The organism is Acidovorax sp. DMC1 (assembly GCF_056314325.1).
In genome coordinates, this window is sequence record NZ_JBQUYO010000009.1 from 216,047 (window position 1) to 229,515 (window position 13,469).

The 13,469-nt window shown below is 63.8% G+C and carries 13 protein-coding genes; 5 read left to right on the top strand and 8 right to left on the bottom strand.

Going from position 1 to position 13,469, the window contains the following annotated elements:
• Positions 1–12 precede the first annotated feature (12 nt).
• Positions 13–1,806, bottom strand: coding sequence for a potassium-transporting ATPase subunit KdpA (gene kdpA / locus ACT531_RS18545; protein ID WP_476018366.1), 1,794 nt, complete (start codon positions 1,804–1,806; stop codon positions 13–15).
• On the bottom strand, positions 1,803–1,898 hold the full coding sequence (kdpF, locus tag ACT531_RS18550) for a K(+)-transporting ATPase subunit F (RefSeq protein WP_056062349.1): 96 nt from the start codon (positions 1,896–1,898) through the stop codon (positions 1,803–1,805). Before kdpF ends, kdpA begins: the two co-directional genes overlap by 4 nt.
• A 492-nt stretch (positions 1,899–2,390) precedes the next feature.
• Here kdpF and ACT531_RS18555 point away from each other — a divergent pair, with 492 nt between their 5' ends.
• Positions 2,391–3,293 carry a DMT family transporter gene (locus tag ACT531_RS18555; RefSeq protein WP_476018367.1) on the top strand — a complete coding sequence of 301 codons (903 nt, stop codon included), beginning with the start codon at positions 2,391–2,393 and terminating at the stop codon, positions 3,291–3,293.
• Positions 3,294–3,315: 22 nt separating this feature from the next.
• On the opposite strand, the gene ACT531_RS18560 is transcribed toward ACT531_RS18555, so the two are convergent.
• The 5 genes from ACT531_RS18560 to lptF all read right to left on the bottom strand — a co-directional run bounded on the left by ACT531_RS18560 (position 3,316) and on the right by lptF (position 8,165).
• A complete protein-coding gene (locus ACT531_RS18560) occupies positions 3,316–4,482 on the bottom strand; it encodes a pyridoxal phosphate-dependent aminotransferase (RefSeq protein WP_476018368.1) in 1,167 nt (388 codons plus the stop codon).
• A gap of 67 nt (positions 4,483–4,549) precedes the next feature.
• On the bottom strand, positions 4,550–5,491 hold the full coding sequence (locus ACT531_RS18565) for a CysB family HTH-type transcriptional regulator (RefSeq protein ID WP_056062356.1): 942 nt from the start codon (positions 5,489–5,491) through the stop codon (positions 4,550–4,552).
• A gap of 72 nt (positions 5,492–5,563) precedes the next feature.
• Positions 5,564–5,935: a sirohydrochlorin chelatase gene (locus ACT531_RS18570; RefSeq protein ID WP_476018369.1), complete on the bottom strand. Its 372-nt coding sequence runs from the start codon at positions 5,933–5,935 to the stop codon at positions 5,564–5,566.
• A 17-nt stretch (positions 5,936–5,952) separates the two neighbouring features.
• The gene (gene lptG / locus ACT531_RS18575) at positions 5,953–7,062 is read right to left on the bottom strand and encodes an LPS export ABC transporter permease LptG (RefSeq protein ID WP_476018370.1); all 1,110 of its coding nucleotides are present in this window, start codon (positions 7,060–7,062) and stop codon (positions 5,953–5,955) included.
• Positions 7,059–8,165 carry an LPS export ABC transporter permease LptF gene (gene lptF, locus ACT531_RS18580; RefSeq protein WP_476018371.1) on the bottom strand — a complete coding sequence of 369 codons (1,107 nt, stop codon included), beginning with the start codon at positions 8,163–8,165 and terminating at the stop codon, positions 7,059–7,061. Before lptF ends, lptG begins: the two co-directional genes overlap by 4 nt.
• 23 nt (positions 8,166–8,188) lie before the next feature.
• On the opposite strand from lptF, the gene ACT531_RS18585 reads away from it, so the two are divergent.
• From ACT531_RS18585 to ACT531_RS18600, 4 genes are all read left to right on the top strand, one after another.
• Positions 8,189–9,745 (top strand): leucyl aminopeptidase, encoded by a 1,557-nt coding sequence (locus ACT531_RS18585; protein WP_476018372.1) that lies wholly within the window; start codon positions 8,189–8,191, stop codon positions 9,743–9,745.
• A 7-nt stretch (positions 9,746–9,752) separates the two neighbouring features.
• Complete coding sequence (locus tag ACT531_RS18590; protein ID WP_476018373.1) at positions 9,753–10,187, top strand: DNA polymerase III subunit chi; 435 nt, start codon at positions 9,753–9,755, stop codon at positions 10,185–10,187.
• Positions 10,188–10,582: 395 nt separating this feature from the next.
• On the top strand, positions 10,583–10,783 hold the full coding sequence (locus ACT531_RS18595) for a hypothetical protein (RefSeq protein WP_476018374.1): 201 nt from the start codon (positions 10,583–10,585) through the stop codon (positions 10,781–10,783).
• 131 nt (positions 10,784–10,914) lie between these two features.
• Positions 10,915–12,042: a branched-chain amino acid ABC transporter substrate-binding protein gene (locus ACT531_RS18600; RefSeq protein ID WP_476018375.1), complete on the top strand. Its 1,128-nt coding sequence runs from the start codon at positions 10,915–10,917 to the stop codon at positions 12,040–12,042.
• A gap of 131 nt (positions 12,043–12,173) precedes the next feature.
• Here the strand turns inward: ACT531_RS18600 and ACT531_RS18605 are convergent, their stop codons facing one another.
• On the bottom strand, positions 12,174–13,181 hold the full coding sequence (locus ACT531_RS18605; RefSeq protein ID WP_015014252.1) for a D-2-hydroxyacid dehydrogenase family protein: 1,008 nt from the start codon (positions 13,179–13,181) through the stop codon (positions 12,174–12,176).
• Between the last annotated feature and the right edge of the window lie 288 nt (positions 13,182–13,469).

Sequence of the window (13,469 nt, forward strand, 5' to 3'; positions counted from 1 at the left end):
CCCAGCCATTTATCAACGGGGTGTGAGCACGAGATGCTCTACCACCGGGCCCAGCGCGAGGGCCGGCACATAGTTCAGCAAGCCCACCAGCAGCACCACGCCAGCCAGCAGCGCCACAAACAGCGGGCCGTGGGTGGGCAAGGTGCCATCGGTGGCGGTAGCGCGCTTCTTGGCGGCGAGGGACCCGGCCATGGCCAGCACCGGCACGATCACGCCAAAGCGGCCCAACCACATGGCCACGGCCAACAGCACGTTGTAGAAGGGGGTGTTGGCCGACAGGCCAGCGAAGGCGCTGCCGTTGTTGTTGGAGGCGGAAGACAGCGCATACAGCACCTGGCTGAAGCCGTGTGCGCCAGGGTTGGAGAGGCCTGCGCGGCCTGCCTCGCTCATCACCGCCACGGCGGTACCGAGCAATACGAGCAACGGCGTGACGAGGATGGCGATGGCAACGAGCTTCATCTCATGCGTCTCGATCTTCTTGCCCAGGTACTCGGGCGTACGGCCAATCATCAGTCCGGCGATGAACACCGCCATGATGGCGAACACCAGCATGCCGTACAGGCCCGAGCCCACGCCGCCAAACACCACCTCGCCCATCTGCATCAGTACCATGGGCACCATGCCGCCCAGGGGTGTGAAGCTGTCGTGCATGGCAATCACTGCGCCGCAACTGGCCGCCGTGGTGATCACTGCGAACAGGGCCGAGGTGGCGATGCCAAAGCGCGTCTCCTTGCCTTCCATGTTGCCGCCTGCCTGCAGGGCGCTGGCAGTTTGGTCTACACCCAGCGATGCCAGCAGTGGGTTGCCTTGCTGCTCGAAGGCGGTGGCAGCGACCACGGCGACCACAAACAGCAGACTCATCGTGGCCAGAATCGTCCAGCCCTGGCGCTCATCGCCCACCATGCGGCCAAACACCAGGCACAGCGCAGCGGGGATCAGGAAGATCGCCAGCATCTGCAACAGGTTGCTGGCGGCTGAGGGGTTCTCGAACGGGTGGGCCGAGTTGGCGTTGAAGAAGCCGCCACCGTTGGTGCCCAGCATCTTGATGGCCAACTGCGAGGCCACGGGGCCCATGGCCAGCGTCTGCGTGGCTTGCGCGGCGGGTTCCGTCACCGGGGCGCCCTGGGCGTCCAGCACCGGCTGGCCCGCGCCATCGAGCTTGGGCGCGTCGTAGTGCACAGACTCCAGCGTCTGCACCTCGGTGTAAGGCGACAGGTTCTGGATCACGCCCTGGCCTGCAAACACCACGGCCAGCACCAGCGACAGGGGCAGGAGCACCCACAGCGTGGCACGGGTCAGGTCAGTCCACACATTGCCAATGCTCTGCGCTGAATGCCGCGCGAACCCGCGCACCAGTGCAATGACGACGACCAGGCCCGTGGCGGCAGACAGAAAGTTCTGCACCGTCAGCGCCAGCATCTGCGTGAGGTAGCTCATGGTGCTCTCGCCGCCATAGCCTTGCCAGTTGGTGTTGGTGACAAAGCTGATGGCGGTGTTGAAGGCCGAATCGGGTGCCACCGCAGCCATGCCCTGAGGGTTGAGCGGCAGCACGGCTTGCCAGCGCTGCAGCGCATACACCGCCAGCACGCCCAGGCCATTGAACACCAGCAGGCCCAGCGCGTAGCGCAGCCAGCCGGTTTCTTCATCGGGCCGCACGCCTGCCAGTCGGAACAGCGGGCCTTCCAGCCTCGGTCCCAGCGCAAAGCGGCCCGCCATCACGGTGTCGATATAACGCGCCAGCGGCCAAGCCAGCGCCAGCAGCAGTGCCAAAAACACCGCCAATTGCAGCCAGGCACCGGTGCTCATGAAAAGTCCTCCGGCCGCAGCAGTACGGCGATCAGGTACACCAAAAGCGCAGCGGCGAGCACGGCCGCCAGAATCATCCAGCCGCTGGTCATGACCGCCCCCCTTGTGCTTGGCGTTGCAGCAGCGCGCAACCCTTGGCCAAGCCATAGACGGCCAGCCAGAGCAGGCCTCCCACCGCCATCAATATCCAGTCCATAGCGTCCTCCTTGAGACATGGACCGATGCTAGGAACGGCCGCATCAAGATGGGCGCAAGAGTGCGGTGTGGGGTATCAAGATCGCATCAAGATGCGCGGGCGCCAGGCTTGGCTGGCAGAAAGATGCATGGCAATTTGCTATTGAATTTATAGCTATACGCGCATGATATTCAAGCGCTACAGACCATTTCTATTCAAAGTTTTGCCCTGTAGCGCGGGTTTGCCGGTTCTCGCACCGGTTTCGGGCGTCAGCACGCTCGGCAGGTGTGGCGCACCTTGAGGTCTGTCCGTTCTCCCAATGGTTCATAAGAGAACGCTCGCATCGGCCTGAAGCAAAGGCGTGTGCAAGGTGCGATCATCCCCACCCTGCATCACGCTTCTGTTCTCCATGACCCAGGCCACACCGCTCCGTCCCAGCGCTTCCAGTCCGCTCGATTCCCTCGTCCCCCTGCTGTTTGTGGCGCTCTGGAGCACCGGCTTTATCGGCGCCAAGCTGGGGCTGCCGTATGTGGAGCCGCTGACCTTTCTGGCGCTGCGGTTTGCCATTGTCATCGTGCTCATGCTCGCGGTGGTCTCCGTAGCGCGTGCGCCGTGGCCGTCGTCGGGCAGGGCCTGGCTGCACATTGGGGTGTCGGGCCTGCTGGTGCACGGTGTGTACCTGGGCGGGGTGTTCATGGCCATCGGGCACGGGCTGCCATCGGGCATTACAGCGCTGGTGGTGGGGTTGCAGCCGCTGCTGACAGCCCTGGTGGCCGGGGCTTTGCTAGGCGAGAAGGTGCGGCCTGCCCAATGGGCGGGCCTGGCCCTGGGCTTCACCGGCGTGGCGCTGGTAGTTGCCGGCAAGGTGGCTACCGTGCCGGCTGGTGCTTTGCTGGGCATGCTGCTGCCGGCGGTGGTCGCGCTGCTGGGCATCACGGCGGGCACGTTGTACCAGAAGCGGTTTTGCCCCTCGTTCGACTTGCGCACGGGCTCGGTCATTCAGTACCTGCCCTGTGCGGTGGCCATGGCCGCCGTCGCCTACGCCACCGAATCCATGGCCATATCGTGGACCGGCGAGTTTGTGTTTGCGCTGGGCTGGCTGGTGCTGGTGCTCTCACTGGGGGCCGTGAGCCTGTTGAACCTGCTCATCCGCCGGGGCGGCGCGGTCAATGTGGCCAGCCTGTTCTACCTGACCCCGCCCACCACAGCGCTGATCGCCTGGGCGATGTTTGGCGAGACGCTCAGCGGCTGGGCGCTGGCGGGGATGGCGCTGGCGGCTGCGGGGGTGTGGCTGGCGCGGCAGACGAAGTAAGAGCCCTGGAGGGCCCTGCGGATCACAGCTTGCGCAGCCGCTCCAGCGCCGCCCGCAGCGTCTCATCCTTCTTGGCGAAGCAGAACCGCACCACGCGCTGGTCAAACCCGTCGCCGTAGAACGCCGACAACGGAATCGCCGCCACGCCCACCTCGCGGGTGAGCCACTGGCAGAAATCGGCCTCGTTCAGGCCGCTGATGGCCGAGATGTCCACGCACTGGAAGTAGCTGCCGGTACTGGGCAGCAGCTTGAAGCGCGAGCCCGCCAAGCCCTCGCGGAACAGGTCGCGCTTGGCCTGGTAGAACGCGGGCAACTGCAGGTAGGGCGTGGGGTCTTGCAGGTAGGCGGCCAGCCCATGCTGCATGGGGGTGTTCACGGTGAACACGTTGAACTGGTGCACCTTGCGGAACTCGGCCGTCAGTGCGGCAGGGGCCGCTACGGTGCCGACCTTCCAGCCGGTGACGTGGAAGGTCTTGCCAAAGCTCGACACGATGAAGGCACGAGCGGCGAGGCCCGGAAAGCGCGCGGCGCTCTGGTGCTCGACACCTTCGAACACCATGTGTTCGTACACCTCGTCGCTGATGAGCAGGATGTCGGTGGGGGCGAGCAGGTCTTCCAGCTGGCGCATTTCCTCGGCCGTCCAGATGGTGGCGCTGGGGTTGTGCGGGCTGTTGATGATGATGGCGCGGGTGCGGGGTGTGATAGCCGCGCTGATCTTTGCAAAGTCAGGGCGGAAGGTGCCGGGTGTGAGCGGTACGCGCACCGCCTTGCCACCGGCCAGCTCGATGTTGGGCACATAGCTGTCGTAGCAGGGGTCGAGCACGATCACCTCGTCATCCGCGTGCACGATGGCCAGGATGGCGGTGATGATGGCCTGCGTGGCGCCTGCCGTGATGGTGATTTCGGTGTTGGGGTTGTAGGCGCGCCCGTGCAGCGCCTCGATCTTGCGGGCCACGGCTTCGCGCAGGGCGGGCACACCGGTCATGGGCGGGTACTGGTTGTGGCCGGCTTGCATGGCGGCGGTGACGGCGTTCACCAACTCGGGCGCGCATTCAAAGTCAGGAAAGCCCTGGCCCAGGTTCACCGCCTTGTGTTCGGTGGCCAGCGCCGACATCACGGTGAAGATGGTGGTGCCGACGTTGGGCAGCTTGCTGGGGAAGGCGGGTGTGCGGGCGGTGGTGGAGGTCATGGCGCAGCAGCTTGGAAAACGGGGGAATTCTGGAAGGGTTCAGGGTGCTTCTCGGGCTGAACGGAGGTCACAGCTCGTAGTCGTTGACATGGCCCGTCATCGCACGGGCAATCAGCTCGCGGCTCAGGCGGTCGCTGAGCAGCTCGGCAAACTTGTAGACAAAGTTGCGCAGGTAGGCGCCGCGCTTGAAGGCCACGCGGGCCACGCTCTGGCCGAACAGGTGGCCCACGGGGCGCACGGCTAGGTCGCCCACCGGGTCGTCGCGCATGGCCATCTCGGCCACGATGCCGATGCCCAGGCCCAGGCGCACATAGGTCTTGATCACGTCAGAGTCGATGGCTTCGAGCACGATGCGGGGCGTGAGCTTGCGTGCTGCGAAGGCGTGGTCGATCTTGCCGCGCCCGGTGAATGAGGGGTGGTAGGTGATCAGCGCTTCGTGCGCGAGGTCGTCCAGACCGATGCGTTCCTTTTGCGCCAGAGGGTGGTCGTTGGGCACCACCAGCACGTGCTGCCATTCGTAGCAGGGCAGGGTGACGAGTTCGGGGTAGTCAGCCAGGGATTCGGTGGCCATGCCGATCTCGGCCACCTCGTCGATGATCATGCGGGCCACTTCGTGCGGTGTGGCCTGGTGCAGGCTCACGTTGACCTTGGGGTAGGCCTCGCGCAGGCGGGCCACAGGCACCGGCAGCACATAGCGCGCCTGGGTGTGGGTGGTGGCGATGCTGAGGGTGCCGCTGTCTTGCGCGCTGAACTGCTCGCCAATGCGCTTCAGGTTACCCACCTCGCGCATGATGACTTCGATGCTTTTGAGCACATGCTGGCCGGGCTCGGTGATGCGCTTGAGGCGTTTGCCGTGCCGGGCGAAGATGTCCACGCCCAGTTCTTCTTCCAGCTCGATGATGGCTTTGGAGACGCCTGGCTGCGAGGTATGCAGGGCTTTGGCGGCCTCGGTCAGGTTGAGGTTGCGGCGCGCAGCCTCTTGAACGAAGCGGAATTGGTGCAGATTCATATCGAATATCGCCTAAAGGATTGCATCATTATGCTGCAATCGTCTAAGCGAATGAACCGCACCCCAGAAATTTCAGAGCGGCGGAGTTTCGCAGGCGATCTCTGCCATCAAGGCCGTCATGCGTGGATCCTCCCCGATGGCGGCCTGGACGTGGAATTGCACGGCGGGGTGGGCGGTACGCAGCTCCTGCACCAGCAGGGGCAAATCCTCCCGGGCGTGTTTGCCGGTGCCCAGAAACATCGGAACCACCGTGACGGCGGTGGCCCCATCGGCCACCAGTTGCCGGACGGCGTCCGGCAGGGCCGGTTCACACAGTTCCAGGTAGGCGCAGATGGCTCGGCGGTCTGGACTTTGGGACGCAATGCGCGTTGCGACTGCCTCCATGGGGGCGCGCCACAGGGGGTCTCGGGACCCGTGGGCAAACAGGACGATGGCGTGGGTCATGGGGCGAGGTCAGGGTGTCAGCGTCTCAGCACCAGCCAGCCAAAGGCCGCTAGCGAGAGCAGGGAGTAGATCAGGCCGGGCGCCGCCGCTGTCAGCCATGGCGACCAGTTTTGCAGATTGCCCGCATAGCCAAAGACGTTGTTGAGCAGAAAGAAGCTGATGCCCGCCATCACGCCGCCGAACACGTAGCCCGCGATGCCGCCCGAGCGGAAATGCAGGTATGCAAAAGGCAGCGCCAGCACCACCATCACCAGACAGCTCAAGGGGTAGAACACTTTGCGCCAGAACTCGATTTCGTATTTTTGGGCAGACTGGCCGTTGGCGTTCAGGTGCCTAATGAACTGAAAGAGGTCCAGCGTGGCCATGCGGTCGGGCTTGAGCAAAGAGGCTGCCACCATGTCGGCACTGATCTTGGTTGGCCACTGCAGGGAGGGGCTCTCCAGGTGCTCCACGCGGGCCTCGTTCTTGTCGCTTTGCTGTTCAAAGTGACTGCGCTGCACCTTCTCCAGGGTCCACGCTCCATCCGAGCCGAACTGCCCTGACGCGGCCCGCGTCTGCGACGCCAGGCGACCCTTGTCGTCAAACTCGAAGATGCGCACGTCCAGCATGCCGCCATTGGGGGTGAGCGCGCGCACGTTGACGGCAAAGGAGTGGTCTTCCTGCCGCTCTTTGAGCCATGCGCCCGTGGCGCCTGCTGTCAGTCGCCCCAGGTAGCGCACCTTGATGAGCTGGGCGGTGCGGTCCGTCAGGGGGGCCAGGTAGTCACCGACAGCAAAGGTCAGCAGCACGAAGACGCCACCCAGCGTGAGCAGCGTGCGCAGCGCCCGCCAAGGACCCATGCCGCTGGTGCGCATGATGGTGAACTCCGAGCTTTGGGCCAGGCGCGCCATCACGAAGATGGTGCCGATCAGCACGGTGATAGGCAGCAGTTCATACAGGTGGCTGGGAATGCTGAGCACCACAAACAGCAGCGCGTGCGATAGCTGGTAGCCATCCTCCCCCGCACGGCCCACCCAGCGGAGCTCATCCACCAGGTCAAAAAAGAAGAACAGGGCCAGAAAGCCCGCAGTGACGAAGGTGACGGCGCCGAGCGCCTCACGGTGAATCAGGCGGCGGATGGTTTTCATGCGGACTGCCCTCCGGTGCGCAGGGACTGCCATAGCCGGCCCATCGTCCATTGGTTGTGTCGGACAGCAAGCACCAGCAGTGAGGCCGCCAGCATGCCACCGTGCAGCAGCACCATGAAACTGGTCAGGCCCAGCCGGTCCGCGCCCACCCAGCTCTGGCCCAGGGTCATGAGGTTGTAATAAACGATGAAAGCAAACAGCGCAAACACCATACTCGTGCTGCGCGCTGCGCGTGGGTTGACGCTGGCCACAGCCAGACCCAGCAGCACAAAGTTGAGCGCGGCCAGTGCCAGGCCCAGCCGCCAGCCCAGCTCGGCGCGGTAGGCCGGCAGCGGCCGCATCACGAGGTCGTAGGTCGTGCGTGTCTTCACCGCCAGTTCTTCCGCCGCACCTGGGGCCGCACTACCGATGCGGGTGCCGTACAGGCTGAACTCGCTGATCTTCACGCCGGGCTTGTCCCGCGAGGTCTCCAGGCGCTGACCGTCGCTCAGCAGGGCCATGCGTTCACCGCCCTGGCTCTCCAGCCGGGCGCTGCGGGCGGAGGTGACGGATTCGCGTTTGCCGTCATTGGCGGCAATGAAGACGTTGTTGGCGGCCTGCGTGTCGGGGGTGTCCTTGTCGATGAAGAACACCCGGCTGCCGTTGGACGACTCCTGGAACTCGCCCGGTGCAATGCGGTCGATGTCGCTGCGCTGCTCGTAGCGGGTCTTGAGCTCCTGGATCTGGGAGTTGGCCCAGGGCCAAACCAGCAGCGACAGTACGGCAATCACCACCATCACCGGCCAGGCGAAGCGCAGCAGGGGGCGCACCAGACTGATGAGGCCGCGCCCGCTGGCGAACCAGATCACCATTTCGCTGTCGCGGTACATGCGCGACAGCGTGCCGACCACCGCAATGAACAGACTGAGGCTGAGAATGGTGGGCAATTGCCCCAAGACGGTGAAACCCATGACGAGCATCACGTCGGACGGGCTGACACTGCCCTTGGAGGCCTGGCCCAGCGTGCGGATGAGCATCATGGTCATGACCACGGTCACCAGCACCACAAGGGTCGCGCCGAAGCTGCGCGCCAGCTCCTTGCGGATGGATGAATCGAATAACATTGGCTGGAAGGAAAACACCAATTATGAACTTTGATCTCAAGACCCTTGAACTTGCTGCGGCAGCCTCGGAGAAATGCGACCTGCTGATCGTCCTGCTTCCCGAGGGCTTCAAGCCGGGCAAGGACGCGCTTTCTGCTCTGGCGGCCTTGGCACTCAAGAACGGAGATCTGACCACCAAGGCGGGCAAACACCTGCAGCTGTACCAGGTGCCTGCCGTTGCAGCCCGCCGCGTGGTGCTGGTGGGGTTGGGCGATGGGTCGGCGCGCGCAACGCGCCAGGCGCTGCAGGCACTGGGTGGTGCCATCAAGGCGCCCCTGACCAAGCGCGTGGTGCTGTGTTTTGCCGGCGCAGCCCCGGCGGCGTCTGTCAGCGCGGTTGTGCAGGCGGTGGCAGACGTGAGCTATGTCTACACCACCACCAAGACCAAGGTGGAAGCACGCAGCCTGAGCCGCTGTGTGGTGGGTGTGCCGGATGCTGCCAGCGCGCGTGACGGGTTTGACAGCGGTGTGGCCTTGGTGGCTGGCGTGGAGTTTGCGCGGGAATGGGGCAACCGCCCGGCCAACCATGCCACCCCCAGCCTGCTGGCTGACGCAGCCAAAACCCTCGCCAAGCTGCCACGCATCCAGTGCAAGGTGCATGGCCCCGCAGAGGTGGCGCGCCTGGGCATGGGCGCTTTCATGGCGGTGGCCAAGGGCTCTGAAGAGCCGCTGCGTTTCATCGAGCTGCGCTACAACGGCGCGGCCAAGGACCAGGCGCCCATCGTTCTGGTGGGCAAAGGCATCACCTTTGACACCGGCGGTATCTCGATCAAGCCCGCGCCCGAGATGGACGAGATGAAGTTCGACATGTGCGGCGCTGCCAGCGTGCTGGGCACCTTCCGCGCGCTGGGAGAGTTGCAGCCTGCCGTCAATGTGGTGGGCCTGATCCCCGCGTGCGAAAACATGCCCGACGGGCGCGCCGTCAAGCCGGGTGATGTGGTCACCAGCATGAGCGGTCAGACCATCGAGATTTTGAACACCGATGCAGAGGGGCGCCTGGTGTTGTGCGATGCGTTGACCTACGCCGCGCGATTCAAGCCTGCCGCGGTGGTGGATATCGCCACACTGACGGGTGCCTGCGTGATCGCGCTGGGCGGCGTGCGCAGCGGCCTGTTCGCTAACAACGATGGTCTGGCGGAGTCTTTGCAGGCGGCTGGCGAAGCCGCGCAAGACCTTTGCTGGCGCATGCCCCTGGATGACGACTATGCGGACGGCCTCAAGAGCAACTTTGCCGACATGGGCAATGTGGCTGGCCGTGCGGGCGGTTCCATCACTGCTGCCAAGTTCTTGCAAAAGTTCGTGGGCGACATGCCGTGGGCGCATCTGGACATTGCAGGCACCGCGTGGAAAGGTGGGGCGGCCAAGGGTTCTACAGGCCGGCCCGTGGGGCTGCTGGTGCACTATGTGCTCGAACAGTCCAGGTCGCAGGTCCGTACGGCAAAGGCCCCCAAGTCCACGTCGCGCTCTGCGACCAGCAAGGCGGCTACGGGCACTGCCCGCAGGCCTGCCGCCAAACGGCCCGCTGGCAGCAAGTCTGCCTGACCGTGCCATGACCGAGGTGGCCTTTCACTTCAACGCGCCCGACAAGCTGGCGTATGCATGTCGGTTCGCACGCAAAGTGCAGCGCAGCGGAGCCCGCTTGGTCATCGCAGCGCCGGCGGATGCGCTCCAGACGCTGGACCGCATGCTCTGGTTGATGGCCCCCCAGGACTTTGTGGCCCACTGCCATGCCGACGCCGACGAGGAGCTGGTTCAGGCTTCGCCGGTATTGCTGGCGCAAGATGCACGCTTGGCGCCGCACCACCAAGTCTTGCTGAATCTTCATGCAGAAGTTCCCGAGGGTTTTGGCCGGTTTGACCGCCTGGTGGAAGTCGTGAGTGCCCAGGACGAAGCCGACCGTGCCCAGGCGCGCACGCGGTGGCGTCATTACGCGTCCCGTGGCTACGCCATTACCCGCCATGATCTGGTGCTGAAAGCGGGCTGATGGCGCTTCCACCCAAGACCCCTCCGCGTTTCGTGCCCACGCTCACCGAAGTGGTGCAAGTGCCCGACGCCGCGTCCCCGGCGCCGGGCGCTACGAATCCAGCAGCGCGCACAACAGTTCTTTCTCCATCGCAGTCGGCTGCGCTGGCAAAGGCAGCCCCGCCCGCCGTGCGACCCGCTGCGATGCCGCAGGCCAGTGCACTCGCCTCTGCGGCGCGTCCTGCGGCGCCGCCCTTCGTTGCGCCACCACCGGTGGTTTCTCCTCAAGCGTCGCGCGCTGCGGCTTCACCTGCCCAGCAACGCCCATCAACCTTCGCTGCTGCCACTTCCGTAGGGATGCCACCAGTGTCCGCGCCTGTTGCAGCCCGCGCTTTGCCCGAAGGAATGGAGGAATACATGGTGCACCGCGTCATGCAGCGTGTGGATGTGGTACTCGATCAGCGCCTGCGCGAGGCAATCGCCACAGTGGTGCAGGAGCAGACGCGTTCGGTACTGCCACGCCTGCGCGAAGAGATCGAATCGGTGGTCCGGCATGCGGTGTATGAAGCCGTGGCAGACGAGTTGGCCAGCGGTGCGCCGCCTGCGCCAAATGGATGACAGGGTATTCCCCTGTGGTTTCTCTCGCGTTTAATCGTGTTCCCTAATGATCTGGCCCGTAAATTGCGATATGTTCGCCTGCGTTGAGACACAAGAAGATTCTCAGCGTTTATCTTTACTGGAGATTTGATATGCAATTGAAGTTGAAACTGACCGTGGTTGCTGCTATCGCGGCTGTTGCTGGTGTGGCCTCTGCACAAGAGCAGGTGGTCAAGATCGGCCACGTGGCTCCGGTTTCCGGCGCCCAAGCCCACTACGGCAAGGACAACGAAAATGGCGCCCGCATGGCCATTGAAGAGCTGAACGCTCAAGGCGTCACCATCGGCGGCAAGAAGATCAAATTCGAGCTGCAAGCTGAAGATGACGCTGCCGATCCAAAGCAGGGCACTGCTGCTGCACAAAAGCTGTGCGACTCCAAGGTCGTTGGCGTTGTCGGCCACCTCAACTCCGGTACCACGATTCCCGCTTCCAAGGTGTACAACGATTGCGGCATCCCCATGGTGACGGGAGCTGCAACCAACCCCAACCTGACCAAGCCTGGCTACAAGACCACGTTCCGTATCATCGCCAACGACAACGCCCTGGGCGCTGGTCTGGCGTTCTACGCTGTGGACACGCTGAAGCTCAAGACCGTTGCGATCATCGATGACCGTACGGCTTACGGCCAAGGCGTTGCCGACGTGTTCAAGAAAACCGCTACGGCCAAGGGCATGAAGGTGGTGGATGAGCAGTTCACGACCGACAAGGCCACCGACTTCATGGCCATCTTGACCGCCATCAAGGCCAAGAACCCCGACGCCATCTTCTACGGCGGCATGGACCCTCAAGCCGGCCCCATGCTGCGCCAGATGGAGCAACTGGGCATGGCCAACGTCAAGTACTTCGGTGGTGACGGCGTTTGCACGTCTGAAATCGCCAAGCTGGCTGCTGGCGCCAAGACCCTGGCCAACGTGATCTGCGCTGAAGGCGGCTCCTCGCTGGCCAAGATGCCTGGCGGCACCGCCTGGAAGGCCAAGTACGACGCCAAGTACCCTGGCCAGTTCCAGGTGTACAGCCCCTACACCTATGACGCCACGTTCCTGCTGGTCGACGCCATGAAGCGCGCCAACTCCGTGGACCCCAAGGTGTACGTGAACGAACTGGCCAAGTCCAACTTCAAGGGCGTGACCTCCACCATCGCCTTCGAACCCAACGGCGAAATGAAGAACCCAGCCATCACGCTGTACGTCTACAAGGACGGCAAGAAGACACCTCTGTAATTGGAGTGTGGCTTGCTGCTGTGGGGCATTTCGATGCCCTGCAGCCATCAAAAAAGGCTTCCCTCGGGAAGCCTTTTTGTTGTGAGGTACAGCCAGTCGCGTAATTGGAGCTGGTGGCTGACCGACAGCCGCTAGCGCCTCACCTGCAATGAGCCCGGGTTCACGATGTTGGTGGGTGTGCCTTTGATGAAATTCACCACGTTGTCAAAAGCTGCACCAAAGTAGAGCTCATAGCTGTCCTGTTCCACGTACCCAATATGTGGCGTGCAAATGCAGTTTTCGAGACGGAGCAGAGCGTGACCCTGCAGGATGGGTTCGCTCTCGAACACATCCACCGCTGCCAAGCCTGGGCGACCCCGATTGAGGGCCGCGATCAATGCGTCTGGCTCGATCAGCTCTGCGCGTGATGTATTGACCAGCAGCGAAGTGGGCTTCATGCACGAGAGATCTTCGAGCGAGATGATGCCCCGCGTCTCGTCGTTCAGGCGCAGGTGCAAAGAGATCACGTCGCATTGCGAGAAGAACTCTTCCCGCGTGGCTGCTGCCTGGTATCCGTCCGTCAGCGCCTGCGCGCGCGATGCTTCACGGCCCCAGACGCGCACGTTCATACCAAAAGCGCGCCCGTACCCGGCCACCAGTTGTCCAATGCGGCCATAGCCCCAGATGCCCAGTGTCTTGCCCCTCAGCACGTTGCCAATCCCGAAGTTGGCGGGCATCGAGGCGGTCTTGAGACCAGACTGCTGCCAGGCGCCATGTTTGAGGTTGGAGATGTACTGGGGCAGTCGGCGCATGGAGGCCATCACCAGGGCCCAGGTCAGCTCAGCCGGTGCAACCGGGGACCCAACTCCCTCTGCCACGGCAATGCCGCGCTCGGTACATGCCGCCACATCAATGTGGCTGCCAATCTTGCCGGTCTGTGCGATGAGCTTGAGCCGAGGGAGCTTCTCGACCAATTGGCGCGTGATCTGGGTCCGTTCACGGATCAGCACGATGATGTCTGCATCTTTGAGGCGCACCGAAAGCTGCCCCAGCCCCTTGACCGTGTTGGTGTAGACCTTGGCGGTGTATGCATCGAGCCGCGATGCGCAATGCAGCTTGCGCACTGCATCCTGGTAATCGTCGAGGATCACAATATTCATCCCGACATTGTGCCTTGGCGGGCGCGGAGAAGAGCCACCCAAGCCCTGTGGGCATGCCAAAGCCCCTAGTTTTTGGTGACGGAGTGCTGCGGAGATACCAGAAATGGCCTTATCACTCCGCACTCCGCACTCCGCACTCCGCACTCCGCACTCCGCACTCCGCACTCCGCACTCCGCACTCCGCACTCCGCACTCCGCACTCCGCACTCCGCACTCCGCACTCCGCACTCCGCACTCCGCACTCCGCACTCCGCACTCCGCACTCCGCACTCCGCACTCCGCACTCCG